Consider the following 22,439-nt stretch of genomic DNA (forward strand, 5'->3'; position numbering starts at 1 on the left):
TATATGAAGTAAAGCAAAAATAAAAACGTTTTATCTGATTTTATCAACACTTCTGAAAATTTCAGCTTTTTATTTCATGAAATAAAAAATTATACCTAATTTTTATTTAATTTGCAATAAACTTCAATATCTCATCTAATGGTTACAATCACACGCCTTTTTGATTTCCCTTATTATCAACAAGAAACTTACAATCTTCAGGTTGCATTCGCTACCAAAAAAAATGGGGTTTGGGAAAAAACATCCAGCAGTGAATATATTGCTAAAGCCAATGCTGTTTCAAGAGCACTATTGCGCCTGGGTGTTCAAAAAGATGATAAAATTGCCCTGATCACTTCAAATAACCGTACGGAGTGGAACATCATGGACATTGGGATTCTCCAGACCGGAGCGCAAAACGTTCCAATCTACCCTACAATTGCTGAAGAAGATTATGAATATATTTTAAATCATAGCGGCAGTATTTATTGTTTTGTTTCTGACGAAGAAGTGCTTCAGAAAGTCAATGCGATAAAAGCAAATGTTCCAACATTAAAAGAGGTCTATTCCTTTAACGAAATCACAGGCTGCAAACACTGGTCGGAATTACTGACTCTGGGTGATAACGAAAGCAACCAGACAGAGGTTGAAGCCAGAAAAGACAGTATCAAAGAAGACGATTTAGCTACTATAATTTATACTTCCGGAACTACCGGAAGACCTAAAGGCGTTATGCTTTCGCATAAAAACATTGTATCGAATGTATTGGACAGTGCGCCAAGAATTCCGTTTGATGCGGGAAAAAGTACCGCTTTAAGTTTTCTCCCAATCTGTCATATTTTTGAAAGAATGATTTTGTACATCTATCAATATTATGGTGTTTCGGTTTACTTTGGGGAGTCCATTGAAAAAATAAGTGATAATTTAAAAGAAGTACGCCCTACAGTAATTACAGCTGTACCAAGGCTTTTGGAGAAAGTTTACGATAAAATTTATGCCAAAGGAACTGAACTGACCGGCATCAAGAAAAAACTCTTTTTCTGGGCGATTGATTTAGGCTTAAAATATGAACCATACGGCGCCAATGGATTTTGGTATGAATTTCAGTTAAAAATTGCCCGAAAACTGATTTTCAGTAAATGGAAAGAAGGCTTAGGCGGAAGGCTGGAGTTAATGGTTTCAGGAAGTGCTGCTTTACAAACCCGTTTATCGAGAGTTTTTGCTGCCGCTGAAATCCCGGTAATGGAAGGTTACGGTTTGTCTGAAACTTCTCCTGTAATTGCTGTAAATGATCAAAGAAATAAAGGTTTCAAGATTGGAACTGTAGGAAAAGTAATTCGCAACGTTGAAGTTAAAATTGCCCAGGACGGTGAAATCCTTTGCAAAGGACCAAATGTAATGTTAGGTTACTACAAAGATCCTGAAAAAACGGCTGAGGCTTTACAAGACGGATATTTCCACACGGGCGATATTGGAGAAATCGATAATGAAGGTTTCCTAAAAATTACCGATCGTAAAAAAGAAATGTTCAAAACATCGGGGGGAAAATACATTGCACCTCAGCTGATTGAAAATGCAATGAAACAATCCCGTTTTATAGAACAGATAATGGTAATTGGCGATGGTGAAAAGATGCCGGCAGCTTTTATTCAGCCGAATTTTGAATTTGTAAAAGAATGGGCGAAAATCCATAAAATCAATTTAGGGAATTCTACTGCTGAAATCGCTTCTAATCCTGATGTGATTAAACGAATTGACGAAGAAATAGAAAATATCAACAAGAAATTCGGACACTGGGAACAAATCAAACGTTTTGAGCTTACCCCGGACATATGGTCAATAGATGGCGGACAGCTTACTCCTACCTTAAAATTAAAACGTAAAATTATTAAAGAAATTTATAAAGATCTTTACGCAAAAATCTATGGTCAAAATTAAATAAATCAGAATAATATAACCAACGAGAAACGGCTGTCTTTTTTAAGAACAGCCGTTTTCAATTTTAAGAAATTTACATTTTAGTCATTATCAAAAAAGTAAGTAAAAGAAAGACTAAAATAATTCTGTTTCGCTTTAGTTTCATAAGCAGCATTATAAAATGGAGCTTTTCTAAATGGATCAGATAATCCCATATTATATCTTAAATTACAGGCTATGTTATGATATTCTACCCTAAACCCAAGTGGCACATACGTATTGATCGATATTCTCTCATTCTCTTGGTCAAAATTTACATATTTTACCTGTAGATTTAGCGGTTCCAGAATATAGTTTTCTTTACTACCATCTGCAGGCATATATTGTTGAACAAGACTAACTGTTAAACCTGCGTTTAATCCAATCTTAAGGTTATCATTATAAAAACTTAAAAAGTTATAGTTCAAAACAAATGGAATATCAAAATTGTCTAATGTAAATTTTAGATCTTCAGGTTCAGCATTTAAATCGGCTTTACCAACAAATATCATTCTGTGGTGCACATAATTTAAACCAATTGAAAATTCAAGGTCTTCTGTAAATTCTGCTGTTCCAACTATTCCAATCATGTAGCCTGGCTGAGACTTAGTGAAAAGCACATTTGAATCTAATGCATAATTGGTATAACCGGCTGTAATACCAAACCTACCATCAAAAGCGCCACGCTGACTATATTGGCTATATGTATTAGAACTTAAAATGATAAATAAAAGAATAAAAAAGTGGATTTTGAATGACTTCATGAAAGAAAAAAAGTGAAATTATTGTTAAAAATTATAGTACAAATATATTGTTAAATTTATACTTTTGGCGAAAAAATACTTTTGCATGAAAAAAATTTTCACTTTGCTTTTAATCCTAATTTTGACTGGATGCGAAATAGAAAACATAAACTACATAACACCAGTTGTTTTGAGTTATGAACCCGAAAATGTTTTAACTAATTCTGCAAGCTTGGGAGGGGAAGTTGGAAGCGAAGGTGGGAAAAAAATCACCGAGTATGGAATTGTCTGGTCTAAAACAGAACATCCAACAACAAATGACAATAAAATAGTAGAAGGGTCTCGAATAGGAGAAACTTTTAAGACTTATTCTGTATTTGAAGGCAACACCATTTATTACTATCGCTTTTATGCAATTAATGAAATTGGGACTGGATATGGCAAAGAATATTCATTTAAAACTAGTGCAGAAGCACCTTGTAATCCGATCACAAATAATAAAGTCTATTTAATTGGTAATACAGATCCGATAAATATAACATATGTTGATATATCACACCCGAGTTGGGGATTTAATGAAGGCAATGTGGAGTTTGAAACCAGTACCAACAAAACAGCCCGAATTTTTGTTCAGTTTAATGAATACAATGAAAGAATGCCTTTAACAGGTATTTATACAGTGGTTTCAGGTGATTTTGGGAATGGCCTGAATTTATCAACTGGCAAAGCCAAATTATTTATTCAGGATTATGGACTTTACGGCTATGGTGGAGCAGACGCTGAACCAGGAACAAAGTTTTATGTTAAAAATGAAAATAATGTTGTGACCATTATTTTTTGTGATACTCCGGTCGGAAAAAAGTATGTCCTTAACGGAAAATTTTCTTTTATGACATCAAATAAATTCTAATCAATTAGATAAATCAGAATAATAATAAACCAACGAGAAACGGCTGCCCTTTTAATAGCAGCCGTTTTTATTTAGAATTAATTGCTTTTCACTATTCATACGTTTTATCAATCTGACTTAAAATAGTTGGATCCTGAATTTCATCATCTTTAGCAAACAATAAAACTTTAGACATTACCTCAGCAGATTTCGGATCATCATCTGCAAAAGGAATGAACAAACGTCCTCTGTGCTGCGAATGAATTGGCAGGACCGATAAATATTTACCCGGAAGCTGATGCACAACCGCGCTTCCTAAATGCACGCTGTAATCAGCTAGTTTTCCTTTTATGATGGCATGATTTTCTTTTATTTCAACATTTTTGACTTTAAATAATCGCAATGTTTCTCTCAATAAAACGCCTCTCATTTCGATAGAAGAATGACTTGCTTCCGGATCTACGCCTCCAACATGAGCCACACTTACCACCAAGTCAATATCACGCATTACTTCTGAGAAAATTCTCGGATTGATATCTTCAAACGCAATGTTTTTATAATCCTTTAAAGAATGGAATTCGATCGTTTCTAAAGTCGGACTCTCCACATCTGCCGGCGAAAACCAGTCTGCCATCGCATACATTTTTACCTGATAACCTTCTTTATGGAAAACTTTCTGCAATCCCTCTTCGTAATCTACTTTCCAGCCACGTGTTTTTAATAATGCCAAAGTTTTATTCGGCTGAACCTGATGTCCTGCATAACGTCTTGAAATTGATTTTTCTTTCAACTCGTCTGGCGTTGGAACATACAATTCTCTGAAAATCTGTTTAAAAGGCTGTTGCAATTTATTATCAAAACAATACGATTGAAAATCAACCCAAACGCCATTTTTATGGAGATCATAACAATGTGCAATTCTAAAAGTCTGATTTTCGTTTAACGAAATCATTTCTCCCAAAGCAGAAATCAGATTTCCATCTACATAAAAGCCAATCTGATTGTCATTCGAAATAAAAACTAACTTTTCTAAATGTTTCGATATAATCGGATGCTCAAAAAGGTTCTGCATTTCTGTGAATAAAAACTCATCACCACGAATCATACTTTCTTCCAAACCTTTTCTGGAGCGTGTCCATTGTTCACGCATCGTTTTTCTGTAAGCGGTTAATTCCAGAATGCCTTTGTCTTTTTTATATTTTGCCGGAATCGCTTTTATTTCTTTATCCTCTTTAAAAGTAACCAGATCGGCTTTTCCTTCTTTATTAATTACAAGACTTACCGTAATATCATCCAGTTTTACTTCTGTTTCTTTCGATAAAATATTCTGAACTTGTTTTGTTTCCATTGCCCAAGTCAAACGAACCGGATCCGGATAACCGGCATTTCTCGCTAAATTTTCTAAAGCCACACGAATCGCCAAAGCTTCGCTCGCCTGTTTCATCGAACCGAATTCTTTGCTTTCTTTTTTAAACTGCTGTAAATATTCGTAACGCGCCAAAATATCTTTTTCCGGACTTGCTTTGCTTAACGGAACCAATCCGTAAACTCTTAGATAATCCTGATCGCGTTTGTCTTTTACTTTGGCCGTAACTTCCCTAATTTTTAAATCGCCCGTAATCGTATCCGCGTACAATCTGGCGCGTCTGTGGCCGTTTCCGTCTGTTACATATTTCGCAGATTCATATAAAAGTTCCCATTTTGCTTTTCCTAATTTTTTGTACGCCGATGTAAACCAATCTTTATCGACAGCACCATCTTTAAAATCCTGTAAATCTAAAGTCGAAAATCTCGCTGCTTCACTTTCTAGTTCTGAATTGGTAGCGCTGTAAGATGCCGTTTTCGTATGTGCATGAAACCACCAGATCCCTTCATCCAGACCATTCCAATCCAAATAACTGCTGATAAACTTTTGCCATTGTGGCGCATAAATCGCAGTCTGAATCAATCTTTCTTCAGAGATTTTGGCTTTTTTAATTAAGGCATTAAAACTTTCCTGTGTATCTGTTTCTAACGGATAACATCTTTTCAATAAGAAACTGAATAATTTCTGTTTTGTTAAATCGGTGTAACTCCATGAATAAATATACCCTTTGTACAAACTTGCTTTTCCCAGTGCTGTAATCAATTCGACTAAACGGTTAGCACCAAAAATCTTCTGGAAACTCTGCACCAAATGCGTTACCGTTGTATTCGAATCTCCTCGCTTCACCTCAACATCCAAAAATGTTTCCCTGATTTTATCAATCATCGGAACCAGGAACGGAAACTTCTTAATTAAGTCTTCGCTCCCAAAATGCCTGTAATGTTTGGTTTCGCTGGTTAAAACAGAAATTCTTTCGCTTTCTAAAATACCTTCGTACAATTCGCCTTCGGTAATTAATTTTTGTTCGAAAGCCACGCAAAACAAGTGAATTGGCGGTTTGGCAAACGGTCTGTTTTTTTCCAATCCGTTCAATTGCCTCCATCTGTACAGATTCCAAACCTTAGCATTTTGTTCTTCCGTTAAATCAAGTAAGCCGATTTTATTCAAATAAACATCAAAAAAGCCTTGGTTTTGCCAACCGTTTCCGTTGTTGTTATTATAATAGTATTCGTCTTTAGCAGGTTTGTATTCAAACTCAATTATCGATTCCGGAAGATCTGCGTATAAAGTACTGCAGGCATCGATTAAGAAATCGGCTTTTTCTTCAAAAGCATATTTTAATTGCAAGGCATTCAGAATATTTAAAATCGCATTGTCCCAATCGTAACCTCTTTTGTTCTGATGCGGTAATAATTCTTTATAATAAAAAACATGTTTTTCCAGAAAATCCCTCCACACTTTTCGATCACAATTGCTGACCATCGTCATCAAAAACAAATCTCTATTGGCAAGACCCGATTTTGTAAACCATGCTGACCAAACTTCATACAACGGATAATTTGTCTGTGCTAATTCTGAGTCTTTTTCGTCTTTCAAATATTTTATTGTTCTAAAAGTATTACCCAATAAAACAGTCGATTTGCTATTATCGTAGTTCTCGATTTCGTATTCGTAGTTTGTGTTTTCTTCAAACAATTTGTAAAGCTTCGCAATTTCAGTTTTAATATGCGACATCGATTTGGAGAAACCATATTGGTATTCTTTTACCGCTTTTGTGTACAAAGAATCTGCTTTTGGTTTTGGCAATTCGTAAGCCGAAATTTCGTTTGGCGTAAAAAATCCGTAACCGTTTTCTTCACTTAAAAGATCTTGCTTTTTTGAAGGCTCTAACTGCTCAATAAACCTGGTTTCTTTCTCGGTAATTTTTGGTCTTTTCAGATAGTCTTTTACCCAATCGTTAACCTTGTCCGTCAATTTATTGTTTTTCTGAAGCTGCAACATTACATCCAACATCGACATACGCTGTTCTAAATCGCCTTTTTCTACAGTCTGATCCACAAAATTGATTACTTTTTGATCTTCTTGTTTGATCAGAATTGCGGTTAGGTTTTTCTTTAAATTCGAGTTTTTACGTTTAAATAATTCCTGAAAAATCGCCAGTTCCTCTTGTGTTAAACTCATATCTTTTAAAACATTAACTGCTGAAGCCACAAGAGATTCTCCCCTGTCTTTTATAATGCGTAAGGCAAAATTTCTTTGAAATTCAGTCGGTTCTGTTTTGGTTTGATTGTTTTGATTGTTGTAGTACGAATAGCTGTAAAAATTGCCCAATAAATTTCTGGTCAGTTTCTCTCTTAAATTGATCGAAAAACCTTCAAAATGTTGTAAAACCGCTTCTAATCTTTCGTTGTTATCGCCAACTAAATTAATAGCTGAAGCATAAAGTGTATCTCTTTCAAACTTTACATTCAGCCACGAAAATACTTTGCCTTCAAAAGTTTTTTCTTTCTCGGTAATGCTTTGCGCCAGATTGTAAACTTTATCAAAGAAGTTTGGATAATCTGTGTTTTCGATATAGAATTTCGATTTGGTATTGGCTTCCAACAAAGCATTCATTCTTGGAACTGCAAAGGCTAAAACCTGTAAATTCTCATCTTCTAAAGCTTTAAAATAAAGTGGCATCTCGATATAAGGATCATTCGTTTCTCCTGCAAATTTCAGTGCCAGTGATTTCTTTTCGACCGAACCTTTTTCTACTAATTCGTGCAGATACGGAACCGTTTTCTCGACATCCAAAACGCCCTGAACCCAAAGTGCCATATAGACTTCGTTATTGTTTTTGCTTTTTACGCCAGTCGGAATCGTTTCTGGTTTTGAAAAATAACCCGAGGCCAACTCGATAATGTTACGAACCGTTGTTTCTTTTTCAGATTCCCAGCCCAGACCTGTCCACGTATCAATGGCTCTAACGACTGATGAAAAGCGAGTCAGTTTATTATCGATCAAAACTTTGATCATGTATTGCAAAGCGCCAATACTTGTTTCGTCTAAAGCTTCGAGAATCGTCTGGCGCAAACCTTCCTGACGTTGTGCTGCCAAAAGCAATTTTTCTACCAATTCCCAGTTTTCTTGTTTTTCGCTGTTTAAAAGCGCTTTGATGCTATTTCTGGATACTTTTCCGTGGGTATCTTTATTGAAAATAATGTCTTCAAACAATTGATAAAGTCCATCTTTTCCAGCATCCAACGCAGCCGACCAAACCATGAATTTATTCATTGAATTTGAAATCTCGGTATCGTAACGAATTTCGTCCTCAATACTCAAATCATAATAAAAAGTAGTGCTGTCCTGATAATTGTATTTACTGGGGCCGTTTAATAAAGAACGCAGAAAATTAATCTGATTGACCAGCAAATATTTCTGATGATTGGGCGCCCTAAAAGCTCTTCGCGTGTAACCCGTCTGATACATTTTTTGAGGCAATCTGTTCCAGGCTTCTTTTACGTATGAAGCATTTTCTTCCCCAAAAAAGAAAAGCAATAAATCGTAGTAATTTTTATCATCCCAGATATTCTCTTTTACCAAAGTCGCAAACTTTTCGGCTTCTTTAGAACCCAGTGAAATATAATTGCTGTAATAATTGTCCTGAAGTTTCAATAGTTCAAGACCAAACTCGGCAACTTCTTTTTTGAGTTTTGTTCCTGAGAATAATTTCGAAAGCAAATTGCTGTTTACAATTTCTTCCAGTTCTTTTTTAAATCTCTTAATCGGATTTTCGATTGCTTTACTTTTTAAAAGATCTTCTATTGTCATGATTTTTATTTTAGATTGCAGATTTTAGATTTGAATTGACATTGCAATTGATTTTTGAAATTGAATTTTGAAATTGCCATTGCCATTGAAAACTACCAGTAGCTTCCCGCCAAAAACGTAAGTCTGATAAACATCAGTGGTTTGTTTTCTTGGAGGTTGATTTCCTGATGTAAAGTTTCCAGCTGATCATCTCCGTAGAAAACAGCGTACAAACCATCTTCAAAAGCCTGAAGGGCGGTTTCCTGCGCTTTTGCTAAATCGACTTGATTGTGATTGTAAATCGCACCGAAACCTACTTTTCCGGTATCGGTTAGAATAGGCAAATAATTTTCTTTGGGAAGATGGATTTTGTCTTCGTCTTCAAATTCAAAAGAAGAAGCCTGAAATAGTTGTACCTGATAATCCACTACCAGGTCAATAAGGTTTTGTGTAGAAATAACAGAGTTTGCTGCAGCGATTTCGATTGTTTTATCCTGAAGAATGGGATGTTTTTTTCCTAACTGCTTTACTGATATAGTAAGATTCATTTAATGCTAAATTATAATTTTTCAGATCTGTAAAATACTAAATACAAATTAAACCTACATTAAAATGACATCTTTTTTCTATTAAAAAATCACCTCAGCGTAGTACCGGATAAAATTAAAAATTCATCGTAAAAAAATACCCCGCAAATTGGTGTCTGTGGGGTTTGGGTTTTTATTGGGAGTGAATTCATTATCTGAAAGATGTTCACGGTTTGTAAAACTGCTCAGTAATGTAGAAAACCGTATCGATAAAATACAAGTTCTTTTCAAACGTCAATACATTTTCATCATGCAAATCTTCGAGAATTATTCCCAGATCCGGATTAAAATAATCATTATTTCTTGTATTTACAAAGCCGTTTTCATTTAGAAACTTTTTGACAATTTCTAATTCTGTTAATTCATCAAATTTTATAAAATCCTGCTCAACAACGGCATAAAGAACTTCTTCCGATTCATAGAACCCAACTAATTGATAAGCTGTATCTGGAAAAAAGAAATTATTCAACAATAAGTTATTGAAATAATCTTCCCACGATAAATAATAAATAGAATCATTGAGTTTAAAAACCTTAAACTCGTCCTGATGAAGATACACCTTTTGTTCAGCACCACTGGAAACAAAAGAATTGATATCGATATTTGCATTCCAAAAATTATTTTGGTTGCAAAATTGCTTTATGATCTCTGCTTCTTCTCTTTTGATTTGCTTGCTATCTTTAGCTTCGCAACCTGCGCTCTTGCTTCTTCTAAGGTAACAGGAGATCGCTTGGATAGCATCTCCATACCTAACTTGGCTCTTTCCTGAAATGATATTTTGTAGTTCATGTTTCATGAAAATTTAAAGTTCAAAGATAAGGATTATTTACTGATATAATTCTTCACGAATTTTAATCAAAGCCTGAATCGCTTTTTCTTCATTAGGTTTCTCAGGCAAAGTCGAAATTTTATAATGATTTTCGATTGAAGCAATTAAATTATCTGCCATTTCGAGTAAATCATCGTATTCTCTGTTTCCTGCTTTTATGTCTAATAACTCTTCACGGTTTGAAACTCTGATATTTAATTTTCCGGTTGAAAGAATTTGCTCAGCCGTTTGCAACAACCTAATCGTGTGCATCATGTTTTTGCTGTCGTAATTTTTTCCGTGCTGCTGATTGGTGTTGTAACGTTCTTGATTGCGTTTTTCAATCCAGTTCCAGTACTCAGTGTATTCTTTACAGTATTTTGAGTATCCGTCCTGATTGCAGGATAAATAACCGATCGATTTTTCGTTTTTAGGAATCGACGAAACCGACACTTCATTAGAGTTTTCTTTCTGAATAATGCCTTTGTAGCCTAAGGCTTTATTTTCGTCATAAAACATGGCAAACATATCCTTTATATGCGGCATTTTTGAAAATCCAATCTGCGACGCATGACAGGAATTCGCTATTAACCAATTTTGAACAGAATTGCTCCCTGCGCGGACAAGTACGGACAAGTCGCGACTTGTCCCTGCCCCTGCAGGCAATACATAACAAAAATTCAAAAGGCTTTTCTTTTCCTTTGGCAGCGGATTTACGATTTTCTTGTTTAAACCTCTCGCCTTTTTGATCTGCGTAACGGCATAACCCGCAAAAGAATCTTTACAGAGTTTTGATAGAAAATCTTCTATTCTCAGGTTTTCCATTAACGGATGTTTGTACAAAATACAATCTTCCGGCGAAGCCAGAATCTCCAATATATTAGGATTGTTTTTAAGCAGTAATTCTACAAAACGACCAATTTCATAATAAACCTCATCATTCGTCTCATTTGCAATCTGCGGAATATAATCTAAACCAAAGAATTTGTCTTTCGGAAGATAATAAACGCCTTTTATATCGGTATCTGATGTTGGTGTATTTAAACCAAAAGATCTGCTTCCTGAAATTACTTCGAAAAGGATTAGGTTTTGGGATTTTAGGTTTTGGATGGTCATTTTAATTTATTTATATGATTACGCCAATAATCGGGAAAATAAGGTGTTTTAAAATAATAATGTGCAATTGTTCTTAAAGAAGAAAAACCATATTTATCAGTCCTGTATTCATATTGAAATTCATCTTTTCTTTTTAGAAGTTTATTCTTGAAATCTTCAAATGATAATTCCTTATTAAATTCTGAAAACATACTTGTTTCAATTTGATACCCATCATTAACTGATATTGAGAATAATTGTTCTTCTAAATCATTTTCAGTATTTTCAATAAGGTGTTTTGAAATTGAATTTATGCTATGATGTGGTACAAATAATCCTAAAGTAATATCACTTTCAATTACAAATTTTCTTGTTTCATAATATGTTTGATCTAAATCTAAAATTGCAATATATTCTAATAATACAGCCAGCAACGGAGAAATTGAATCTATATAATAGACTGGTTTTACACTTGTAACTGTATATTTTATTACACTTTCAATGTTATTAGATGCATCGGGAAATTTATTATAATTCTTTTTAAGAAACTTTAAATAACCTAATATGTTCAAAAGATATTGCTTTGCGGATTCAATATCCCCAAAATATATTAATAAATTAATATTATCAATTATTGGAATTGAGTGAATATCTATTAATGGCCTAGATAGAACATTAATATTTTGTAAGGTGTTATTAATTCTAAAAATATAACTTTTATATTGATCTTTTTGAATTTTATCTTTTAATGAGTTAATAAAATAATTTAAAGTAACATTAAAATCATAACTTCTAACAGTATATCCTATTTGCTCATATCTACCGCCATTTTCATAATGTAAACCATCTTTCAACTCTAATAAATTTAAATTTCTTTCTAAGTATTCTTCAATAGTAGAATTATAGAATAAATAAAACTGATTAAATAAATTTATAACCTCTTTAATAGTTTCTAATTTGTTTTTTAATATCCAAAACCAATACTTTAATATTAAATGGGTAAGATATTTTTTTGCTATTGATAAGTTATTGTAGTTTTTTGATTCTGTATAAATTATATAGGCTACCAAATTAACAGATTGAAATATAAGTTTTTGCGATCGACTTAATTTACCTTTAGTTTTAGAAAATGAATTTTTAAATAAAAGATTATTTAATAAAGAATCAAAATCATTTGAAACATTTTCTCCTACATTCAAATTCACTAAAACTCTATTAAAAAGTCTTATATTTTCATCATTAATTAATAAATATCTACTAAAAATTTCATTTGAGAGTAAATCAGATATTTTATAAATATTCCATTCTTCAAATTCAATTCCTTTTTCAATAAATTCTTTTTGAGAAAATCCATTTAGTGATGTCCTTATTTTTTCACTTACCATACCGTTGAATACCAATACAACTTTAATTGGTAGCTTATCAAAATCTTTGTAAGTTGTTTTAAAATCAGCATCAACAGTCATTCTTAGTGTGTCACGAACCCCATTATCAGGTTTGTTCCATTTTTCACTGTCAATATTTCCCGCTTTTAATTCAAAATAAAAACGTTTCTTTATTCCATCTACTGGATCATTTTTTACAGCAACAATATCTTTTCCATATTGTGAAAATCCTTTGTATTCTTTCGGAGTAGAGAGAATTTCATATTCCAAAGTTTGAAGAAGAATTGTAAAAATCACATCTAATTCATTATCTTCCTTTAAAGATTCTAAATAGTCTTTTATTATTGTTGGCTTAATATTCATTATTTATTAAATCTTTCAAGTTGATATTCGTATAATTCTGGATTTTTATATATTCTAGTATCTATATACATTTGAGATTCAACTTTGCCTAATCGCATCACATTATTTTCATGTTCAAATTTCCAACTGTTACCCCTGATAATTGAAGTGCTTTTAAATAAACTTGAAAGTCCCGAAGGACTATTCCTTGCACTTTCCATCATTTTAGCTCTATTTTCGTTTTCTAAGCTATAATACAAATCCATAAATGATTTTTCATTGTAATAAGGATTTAAGTCGTTAGTCTTGTACTTTAACTTTTTAATCTCTTCATACAATTTAAGTGATTGTTTTACAGGTTTCAAGAAAGATGCTTTTTTTCTTGATTTAGGGATTAAGTTTTCCAGCCATTCAATTAATATTTCGTTATAACATTCATAAACTAGGGTACTTAACTGCATTTGAAGTTTTTCAATTACTTTGGGAAATCTAGAATCTATTAAGTTAATTAATATCGGAATAAGTTTATCAAAAGAATGAGGGAAATTGCAAATCATTTCGATTGCTAAAATTTGGTCTTCTTCAGTTTCAAGTTTTAATAAATCAATTTGCATTGGATTCTCTCTACCACTCATTATTATTTCAATAGGTAATAATCCTGTTCTTTGTTTGGTAGATATCAATGACAATATAAATTCTTCTGTTTTTTCTCTTGAAGTTGACCAAAAATGTGATAATGGTTCTTCGAAAAGACTTATAGAGCTTCTATGCCAACCATTATTATAAATAACTCCAATTAAGTGAAATAAGTATTTTGGCTCTTTAAAATTATAGAAAAAAGAACTTATAACATGTATGTTCTTTGTACGGTTTAGGTAGCCATGCAAAAGTTCGTATTTTAAGTCTTCAAACTTTTCATAACCATATGTAATTGTATTGAAATAGCTGTTTATTTCATCATCATTGGGATTTTCAAAATACTCAAATAATTTACTAGAAAGTTTTTCAAAATCAATTGAAGTATTAAACGGAGAATTTATTAAATTTTCAATAATTCTAGTTTTGTGGTATAAATATTCTGTACTATTATCATTTATTAATATTCCAAATAATTCATTATAGATTATTTCTGAATTTATATCCAATAATGAAAAAGCCCATAACGCTTCTTTTGTGGAGTTTGTTAATCTCTCTTTAAGTTTTTCTAGATATTCAATTTTTCCTTTATTGATTATTTTACTAATTAAAACTATTAAATAATGAGGTATTTCATTTTCAAATTTATTTAATAGAAACTGAATCAAACAAATTGAAAAGTCCTCTTTTTTATCGATAATCGAATTCAGATAATCATTTAAATAATGTCTACTATTTACTTCACTATTTGACTCTAAAAATTCACTAATTTCCTCAATACTTATATCTTTTAAAACAAGAAAAATATAAAATATTTTTTGAAAGTTTCTTAGCTCATAAATTACATTAAATTTCTGTTCCAGTTCATTTTTATATGATATAATATCAATTCCCTTAATATCTAATTCTAATAAATAATTAACTCTAAACGCATCAAATATTTTAGTATAAGCATTTATTATATTACCATAATTATATTCTTTTTTTATAAGTTCTTCAAGTTCGTGAATAGTTTTAAAAGATTCTTCAATGTTGTTAGTTAAGGAACTCTGTAGTTTATTAACAACCATTTCTTTAAAATAACCATATATTTCTGGCAAATATAAATTCACTTCAAAATTACCATCTGAGAGTTTTTTAATAATCCCTTTTTTTTCTAATTCAGAATACTTTTTTAGCTCAAGAGAATCAATTAAAGTTTCTCTAGTTTGAAAAATGTACACGAATAGATTCTCTAACTGTTTTAGTTGTTTCATAATTCTATTTTATCATGTCCCTAAAAAACAAATCCAACTCCTCATTCAACTTCTTCCCGCTTCCCAACTTACTTGCATTTTCCTGATTAAATTGAACAGTTTCCAGTAAAAAATCAGTTATTAAAGTTTCTTTTGGGTGCAAGTAGGTTTCGTTTTGGCTGGCTTTTATTTGTTGTAATTCCAGTATTTTTTCCTGTATGTTTTTGGGTGAAATTGGCGAAATTTCGGCAAAAGCTACGGGCGGAAAAGTATTCTTTTCTATAATCCATTTTCCGGCCAATGCGGTGCGGAGGGCGTAGAAATAACTTTTTAGTTTTACTTCTTCCATTTCGCAGACTTCCATAAAGTTTTTTGTTGTTCCCAAATAATGGTGTAAAACCGCTATTGGCGAAAAACATTCTACGGCTAGCTCACGCATTTGTCTGGCAAAAACTTCATTCTCAAAATACACTACAGGCGAAAACAACCATTCTAACAAAGGTGCGTTAGATTTTGCTGCTAATTTTACGGCTTTCCGTAAATCCCAGCCGGAACCGTCAAGATCGTCTTCGGTCATGAATTCGATTACATCGGGTTTTTCCCAAAGCGATAAATAATAATCGGGTTTGTGTTTGTATATAAAACGGATATCGTAGTCGCTGTCCGGAGAGGCAAATCCCCAGGCACGGCTTCCTGATTCAACAGCAAAGAGTATTTCTACGTCTTTCTGTTTCTCGATTTCTTTTAATTTTTGGAGTATTTTTTGTTTCATGGCTGGTTTCAAATGTAAGTAAACAGAAATGTTTTAAACTAAGTAGTTACACCTGATTTAGAGGCTAACATCTTTTTTTCTACAAAGGCGTTACCTTTTTTGTTTAATCGTAATTTTTGTCATTTCGAGGAACGAGAAATCACACGCGGGATTCTACAAAGATTGGATACATTCGTTGTGGAGCTTCTAGTGTGATTTCTCTCTTCGTTCGAAATGACAAAACAATAGCTTCTCATCCTTAAAAACTAAATCCCAAAAAAGCTTTTAGCATTCCTCGTCGTTTCCTCTGCTACTTTATCCAAAGTAATTCCTTTAAACTGTGCAATTGTTCCAGCAATATAGGGCAGAAAAGCAGGCTCGCATCTTCGTTCGTGGTATTTCTTCAAAAGACTGTTCGGAACATTTTTCGGAAGCATAAACGGTGCATCGGTTTCAATCATCATTTTGTCGAGCGGTACGTACTGAATGACTTCTTTTAAATGTGCGAAACGTTTGCTGTCTGAAATCGCTCCGGTAAAACCAAGATAAAATCCGTTATCGAGATAAGTTTTGGCTTCTTGCAAAGTTCCCGTAAAACAATGTACCACGGCTTTGGGAAGTTTTGGCAGATACTCTTTTGTGATATTCATAAAAGAATTAAAAGCCGCTCTCTCATGCAAAAACAAAGGTTTCTGAATTTCGATCGCCAGTTCTAAATGGGCTTTGTAACATTCTTCCTGCTTGTTTCGGGGCGAAAAATCACGGTCAAAATCGAGTCCGCACTCGCCTACTGAAACGACTTGTTTTTGTTCTAATAATTTTTTCAGCTTTGCAATACTTTGATTGTCAAAACTTTTCGCATCATGCGGGTGAATTCCTGCCGTAGCATACAACACGCCCGGATATTGTTTCGCAATCTTTGCTGATTCTTCGGAGTTGCGTACGCTTGTTCCTGTTAGAATCATTTTTGTTACGTCGGCATCTATGGCGTCTTGTACGATATCGTCTGTATCGTTTTGGAATTGTTTGTTGGTTAGGTTGATACCTATGTCTATGTAATTCATTTTTTTAAGGTTCTAAGGTTCTGGGAGACTAAGCTTGTAAGCTTCCTCTTTGGAACGTTTATTATTTTTTTGCCACTAAGGCACAAAGTTTTTTTTTTTTGTGTTGGTTATTATTTTATTAATCTGGCAGAGTCGCAAAGTTTTTTGCCACAGATTATAGGATTAAAAATGATTAAAATCTGTTTCAATCTGTTAAATCTGCGAGAGACAAATTTGCGTAAAGTTTGTCATTTCGAGGAACGAGAAATCACACGCGGGATTCTACAAAGATTGGACTCTCTTTGTGGAGCTACTAGTGTGATTTCTCCTCACGTCGAAATGACAAAAAATGAGGATAATCTTTGCGTAAGAGGCACTGCCGTGTGCATCTACATCGCCAACTGACGGAAATCTGAAATCTGAACATTGAGTACTAATCTCTAGAAATCTCCATAATAAACCTGGAAGCAAGGTAGTTTCAGGTCATTTCGCCATGTATCAACCACCTGATTTCTATCGTCCAACACAAATTCTACAAAGTATTTATCTTTTATAGACTCGTTATAAATTTCTGTTTTAATGATCGAATCTTTTCGGCTGTCTTTGGTTTTACGCATGATTAAATCGTCGTATTCAATTTCGTGCGTTTGAAGAAATCGCAATGTTGGTTCTTTGTATCGGTCTTCTCTTCCGGAAACCAATAGTATTTCGTATCCAAGCTTCTTGTAGTTCCGTAACACATTGGCTACCGGATTGTTGATTTCGTCTTCATCACATTTGCTGGCATCAAACGGATTTCGTCCGTTCATTAAAGCCAGTGTTCCATCCAGGTCACAGATAATTGCTTTTGGCAAATCGGGGTTTTGATTACAGTATTCTAAGTTTTTATTCACTTTTTTAATGGGTTTAAAATCAAAATTCTCTTTGGTTTTCTGCAATTGATAAAACATGTTTTCAATCACTTTTTTAGGCACTTTTCGGTCTCTTTTTTCATTTCGGCTAAAAAGTTCTTCTAGTGGTAAATCAAAAACTTTAAACTCAATATTTGCCATTTCCGAAAATTCAGCGATGGGCTGTTTGATGTAATCCAGCTTTACATTACAAGTATCCAAAAGCACATTCCAGCCATTTGAAAGCAGGGTTTTAATCTGAACATTGATGATCTTCGAAATCATACTTTCGACCGAATTATCCATCACTTCCTGAAATTGCGAAAAACGGATTTCGTCACGACTTATTCGCATTGTTTTAGCCTCAGTACGCACTTTCCATTCGGCAAACGTACTTTTTCCAGATGCCGGGCAACCTACTAATATCGTTAATGTTGGTGTCTTTTTCATTTCGCAATTTTTATAATCTTGGATCTAATGTTTTTTCTATTTCTTCGTTATTGATTCTTTTCAAAAGCAATAAACGCATCAAATAATTTTCTTCTTCTAAATCTTTGTACGGAATCTGAAGCATTTTTTGGTTGATTTCCCAGCCGTTTATCGATTGTTCCAGTTTCTTTTTTATGTTTCTCTTGTCTAAATAATGGTCAAAATCCTGATGAAAATTAACTCCGTAAATCATCGTCAAATAATTATTGTTTCTGACTTTAAAACAAGGAGGTACATTTTTAATGTAATTCTGAACTGGTTTAATCATAATGCCTTCTTCGTTGGCTTCTGTCAATTTTTCGAAGAAAGAATAGATTTCTGCAAGCTTTTCTTCTTTGTTCAAATCCGTAATTTCCAAATGCAAAAAAGAATCATCATTTACCAATCCGTAAGTCAAATTGCTGTTCGGAATCGATTCCTCACCAGAAACTCCAACTACTTTTAAAATCGTAAAAGGTTTAAAGTGTATTTCGCCTTCGTTTCCAAAAGTTTCAATCTGATTTTTAAATACTTGTAAAGATTCTTGCTGCTTGCCTAAATCTGGAATTTTAACCGTACTCAAAGCTTCATACTGACGTACAATATGGGTTTTATGTTTACTGCTGAATTCTTTTCTGCTCAACTTCTTTTTGTCTGAAAGATATTCTGTAAACAAAGTATCTTCTTTTACACTCGCTAATTTTTCAAGCAATCCTGACGTCTTCAAATAATCATTATGCGTTTGCAAAGCATCATAATAACCAGTAAACTCTTTGTCTATTAATCCCGCTCCCAAAACTTTCCATGGCAATAATTCTGAAGCGATTAAAATAGTTTCGAAATTGGGAAACGTTAAAAGCATTTTAGCATGCAGTTCTTCTAAACTATTTATTGCTTTTTCTACATCGATATGATCCATTTTGAAACCATTTCTCGAAACAAAATAGGTTTCTTCAAGATTTCTTTTCAAATAAATCGTGCAGTACGAACCCATGTATTTCTTTTGAACTACAAATTCTGCCACACCATTTTTCATGTAATAATTTATAGCTTCTTCGATACTTTCGATTTCGTTTTTGGCTTTACTTTTTGGAGCCGGAGATATGGTTGGTGAAAAATCATTGATCTTATTTTTGCAAAACCATTCTATTCTGTTTCTTACTTTATAGTCTAACATTTTTTACTTTTTTTGAATGATTACGGCACTCGTTGGATAAACTCCTTTTACACAATCGCCTACTCCGTGAAATGTTTTTTGATTTGGAAAAATTTCATCAATCAAATTTCTGAACTCACTATTTGATAATTCAAAATCATGATCATCATGTCTAAATTCTTCTGTCAATTCGTAATTTACATTAAAATCTTTGTCTGGCGTTGTGACAAATAATCTTGTGAAATTTGTATTATCACGGATCCAGATTAGTAACGCTTTTGCTTCTTCTAATGAATTGTGTTCTATTACTTCGCTTAAAATAATCTGTCCTTCAAAATCTTTAAGTTCTTCCAAACTTTCAATCCATTGCAAATTATCAGCTCTTTCTGTTGCCTGAATTTTTTCTGCAATGTGTTTGAAATCAACCTCATCATAAGCCAAATATTCCTGTTCAAATCCTCTCTTTTGCAATAATTTGTAATACTGCAATTCACCGCATCCAAAATCCAAAACAGCTTCTTCAAAATTGATTTCTTTGCAGATAAATTCTTTTCTGGATTGATGTGTATCGGTAAAAACAAACTGAACTTCGCTATTAAAATACGCTTCTAACTGCGGTTTAAATTTCTCAAACTGCACCGGCGAACGCATGATTCTTTTTATAAAAAGATAAAATACGAAGTACGGAATGCCCGTAAGATTGGTAAACATTGTAATATGCTTCTGGATAAAATAATCATCTATAAAGGTGTAAACAGCATATCTGTTGGTAAAATGACTAAACAAAGCCACTAGCGAAAATTTCTGAATTGCTTCTCTTACCGTTGCACCTACTATCTTTAATTCGAAATTATTTCCGATTTTATGCTTCAAAGAAATACCATCGATATATTTTGACAAAAGATATTTTTCGTTTTTATACCAGTTTGAATCGATAAAAAAAGTGGGAACTTCGATCGTACATTTTTCAGTATCAACATCATTATAGCTTTTTTCTAACCAGGAAATTACCGTTTCGTTCAAAACTTCGTTCTCTTTATACAAATGATTAAAAAACTCCGTCATCATATTTAAGGCCAATAACGGACTGCAGTAACTTTGAAAATCGATTTGATTTCCTTCTTCCGGCAGATAACTTTTTTTGCCGTCAAGGAAAATACAGTGATATTCGTTTTCAGAAATTACGTTTCCAATTACAATTCCGTTTTTTAATTCTTTCAAATATAATCCCTGATCCGTATTTGGATTTTTGTACAGAATATCTAAAAAGTATTTATTCTCTGATTTCAATTTTATAATCATGGCTTTTATTTTGCTTTGACAAATATAGTTTTGGAACTGCGCAATTATTTTGCGCAGTTTTGTTTTTTTTATGTTTACGTATATTTAAACGCTGATTTTACGGATTCGCTATCGCGAAGACGCGAAAAAAAACGGATTTCTTTTTTTTATAATTAAATCTGCGTAAATATGCGTTTTCGCGATAGCGAATCTGTTCCATCCGCGTTACAATTCTTCTTCTCTGTTAAACGGTTTTTGAAATGTTGGCCGAATCATTTTCCAGATTGTCTCTGAATAATCTTTTCCGTCCAGCATCCAAAACAATACATTTGGATGTTTACAAGTCTGAAAATACAAAGCGGTTTCTTTTCTGGATTCTAAAACCTTGAAATCTAATTTACATTGATTTTCTATCGTTTGATATTTGGCTTCTAAATCGAGTTTGGTTTGTTTTACCCAATTAAAAAATTCATCAGGAACGCGTTCCAGGATTTCTTCAAAAGACTCGTTTGCTTTCAGATATTCCCAGATATTCACATTCGAAACCTGAGTGATAATACGGTGTAAACGAAGGTATTCTTCAAACTTGATTTTTATCCGAAAGTTATTGGCATATTTAATAATGAAACCTTCTTTGTTGGCAATATTCAACTCTTTTAAAAGTGAAATATCGTTTATTCCGTCGTATTTTTCAACCACAGGAAAACCAATGTTTTCAAGCGGAAATTCTTCTCCGGTTTGAGTATCAATAATGGCCAGTAAAACCAATTCCTCATTTGCTCCGTAATCTAAAACGATTCGGTTTTCAGGATAAATAATTTCGAACAAATATGTTTTTGATTTATCTAAAAACGACCAGGTTTCTTTGTATTTCCCATGAAGCATTTCATTTGCTCTATCGGATTGTTCGCTGGCGAATGAACCTCGGCTTGCCATAAAAGGCACATCATTTATGAAATACAAAATTCCAAGTGAACCGTCCATTTTATCGTAGACTTCAAAAGTTGTTTTTGGCAGAATTTGATTTTCAATTTCATCCAAATTAAAAAACTTAGGAAAAGGTCTTGCTACAACATTTCTGTCCTGATCTAAAATAAGACCGCGACAGCTCAACGTAACTTCATTCCAAATTCTCTCGAATTGCGCATTTTGAGTATAATTATAAATATACAAATCATGTTCAGGGTGTTTGTTTACTCTGACATAGTTTTTTGAAATCATTTCGTTTAAAAGTACTGTATTCATGTGTTCTAATCTTTGAAGCAAAGATTCAAAAACTACTGCGCAATTATTTTGCGTAATGGATTATTTAATTTTACTCTATATCAAACTTTATTCTATTTTAAATTTTAGAAGTTCTTCTATCTTTTTTTGTGCTTCAGCGGAAGCTTCTTCTTCACAAAGATTGTCTCGAGTTTCAAAAAGAATATCATAATTTTTGACCCCAAGTCTAATAAATGGCCCTCCAATTTGTAACCTGAATTTTGCGTGTTTAGAAATTTTATTTAACATCTCTTTAGTTATTATTTCGGATGGTTGATAAAATTCACCGTCTTTGAATGAACTATATAAACTATAATTTTTATAATTATTTGAAATATTTACATCAATTCTTTCATATATAAATTCTTCCAATAACTTTTTTGAATAAGAACTTTTTTCAATTTGTAAAGCAAACATAAAATCAATGCCCTGAGATGTTTCAGTTTTAATTGTATGACTAGTGAAATTTTTGAAAAACTTTTTGGTTTCTTCGACATCTTCTATATTCCCTTTTAAAACAAATTGAAATGTTAAAAATGCTTTTCCTACTTCTTCAATACAAAATTGAAAAAGTGTATAAGCTCGAGCATTCTTATTATATTTTGCTAAAATTTCAGCTTCTTCAATTAGTTCTTCAGCATTATTTAAAGCTTTTTCAATTGCTAGAAAATATTTTTCTTTATTAAGTCTCATAAGTTTAGTTTTGAACAAGATAAGTTTAGATTAGAAAATTAGCTAAAAAACCACGAACCCATTTAAGAATCCGTGGCTTTA

General features: G+C 32.8%; 16 protein-coding genes. 2 read left to right on the forward strand and 14 right to left on the reverse strand.

Annotated elements, in window-relative coordinates; translation table 11 throughout:
• The first annotated feature begins 138 nt into the window (after nt 1–138).
• Nucleotides 139–1,917 (forward strand): AMP-dependent synthetase/ligase, encoded by a 1,779-nt coding sequence (locus tag OZP09_RS05765; RefSeq protein WP_281310446.1) that lies wholly within the window; start codon nt 139–141, stop codon nt 1,915–1,917.
• 80 nt (nt 1,918–1,997) lie between these two features.
• On the opposite strand, the gene OZP09_RS05770 is transcribed toward OZP09_RS05765, so the two are convergent.
• Entirely contained in the window at nt 1,998–2,699 is a 702-nt protein-coding gene (locus tag OZP09_RS05770) for an outer membrane beta-barrel protein (RefSeq protein WP_269236962.1), read from the reverse strand.
• A gap of 85 nt (nt 2,700–2,784) precedes the next feature.
• Here OZP09_RS05770 and OZP09_RS05775 point away from each other — a divergent pair, with 85 nt between their 5' ends.
• Nucleotides 2,785–3,588 (forward strand): hypothetical protein, encoded by an 804-nt coding sequence (locus OZP09_RS05775; RefSeq protein WP_269236963.1) that lies wholly within the window; start codon nt 2,785–2,787, stop codon nt 3,586–3,588.
• Between the two features lie 91 nt (nt 3,589–3,679).
• Here the strand turns inward: OZP09_RS05775 and OZP09_RS05780 are convergent, their stop codons facing one another.
• The 13 genes from OZP09_RS05780 to OZP09_RS05840 all read right to left on the reverse strand — a co-directional run bounded on the left by OZP09_RS05780 (nt 3,680) and on the right by OZP09_RS05840 (nt 22,358).
• Nucleotides 3,680–8,746, reverse strand: coding sequence for a DUF4132 domain-containing protein (locus OZP09_RS05780; RefSeq protein ID WP_281310447.1), 5,067 nt, complete (start codon nt 8,744–8,746; stop codon nt 3,680–3,682).
• A gap of 92 nt (nt 8,747–8,838) precedes the next feature.
• Nucleotides 8,839–9,273 carry a hypothetical protein gene (locus OZP09_RS05785; protein ID WP_281310448.1) on the reverse strand — a complete coding sequence of 145 codons (435 nt, stop codon included), beginning with the start codon at nt 9,271–9,273 and terminating at the stop codon, nt 8,839–8,841.
• A 205-nt stretch (nt 9,274–9,478) separates the two neighbouring features.
• A complete protein-coding gene (locus tag OZP09_RS05790; RefSeq protein WP_269236967.1) occupies nt 9,479–10,108 on the reverse strand; it encodes a putative polyvalent protein kinase domain-containing protein in 630 nt (209 codons plus the stop codon).
• A gap of 30 nt (nt 10,109–10,138) precedes the next feature.
• The gene (locus OZP09_RS05795) at nt 10,139–11,236 is read right to left on the reverse strand and encodes a nucleotidyltransferase domain-containing protein (RefSeq protein WP_269236968.1); all 1,098 of its coding nucleotides are present in this window, start codon (nt 11,234–11,236) and stop codon (nt 10,139–10,141) included.
• Nucleotides 11,233–12,963 (reverse strand): hypothetical protein, encoded by a 1,731-nt coding sequence (locus tag OZP09_RS05800; RefSeq protein ID WP_269236969.1) that lies wholly within the window; start codon nt 12,961–12,963, stop codon nt 11,233–11,235. Before OZP09_RS05800 ends, OZP09_RS05795 begins: the two co-directional genes overlap by 4 nt.
• Nucleotides 12,963–14,834 (reverse strand): hypothetical protein, encoded by a 1,872-nt coding sequence (locus OZP09_RS05805; RefSeq protein WP_269236970.1) that lies wholly within the window; start codon nt 14,832–14,834, stop codon nt 12,963–12,965. The genes OZP09_RS05800 and OZP09_RS05805 overlap by 1 nt, the downstream gene beginning before the upstream one ends.
• Nucleotides 14,835–14,838: 4 nt before the next feature.
• On the reverse strand, nt 14,839–15,585 hold the full coding sequence (locus tag OZP09_RS05810) for a nucleotidyltransferase domain-containing protein (protein WP_269236971.1): 747 nt from the start codon (nt 15,583–15,585) through the stop codon (nt 14,839–14,841).
• 245 nt (nt 15,586–15,830) lie between these two features.
• Nucleotides 15,831–16,628: a TatD family hydrolase gene (locus OZP09_RS05815; RefSeq protein ID WP_269236972.1), complete on the reverse strand. Its 798-nt coding sequence runs from the start codon at nt 16,626–16,628 to the stop codon at nt 15,831–15,833.
• 419 nt (nt 16,629–17,047) lie between these two features.
• A complete protein-coding gene (locus OZP09_RS05820) occupies nt 17,048–17,947 on the reverse strand; it encodes a phosphatase domain-containing protein (RefSeq protein WP_281310449.1) in 900 nt (299 codons plus the stop codon).
• A 10-nt stretch (nt 17,948–17,957) separates the two neighbouring features.
• Complete coding sequence (locus tag OZP09_RS05825) at nt 17,958–19,142, reverse strand: DNA ligase-like domain-containing protein (RefSeq protein ID WP_269236975.1); 1,185 nt, start codon at nt 19,140–19,142, stop codon at nt 17,958–17,960.
• A 3-nt stretch (nt 19,143–19,145) separates the two neighbouring features.
• Nucleotides 19,146–20,423 carry a class I SAM-dependent methyltransferase gene (locus OZP09_RS05830; protein WP_281310450.1) on the reverse strand — a complete coding sequence of 426 codons (1,278 nt, stop codon included), beginning with the start codon at nt 20,421–20,423 and terminating at the stop codon, nt 19,146–19,148.
• A gap of 204 nt (nt 20,424–20,627) precedes the next feature.
• Nucleotides 20,628–21,647 (reverse strand): RNA ligase, encoded by a 1,020-nt coding sequence (locus tag OZP09_RS05835; RefSeq protein WP_269236978.1) that lies wholly within the window; start codon nt 21,645–21,647, stop codon nt 20,628–20,630.
• A gap of 87 nt (nt 21,648–21,734) precedes the next feature.
• Nucleotides 21,735–22,358 (reverse strand): AbiV family abortive infection protein, encoded by a 624-nt coding sequence (locus tag OZP09_RS05840; protein WP_269236979.1) that lies wholly within the window; start codon nt 22,356–22,358, stop codon nt 21,735–21,737.
• Nucleotides 22,359–22,439: the final 81 nt, after the last annotated feature.

The sequence above is a fragment of the Flavobacterium flavigenum genome (assembly GCF_027111255.2).
Classification (GTDB): Bacteria; Bacteroidota; Bacteroidia; order Flavobacteriales; family Flavobacteriaceae; genus Flavobacterium; species Flavobacterium flavigenum.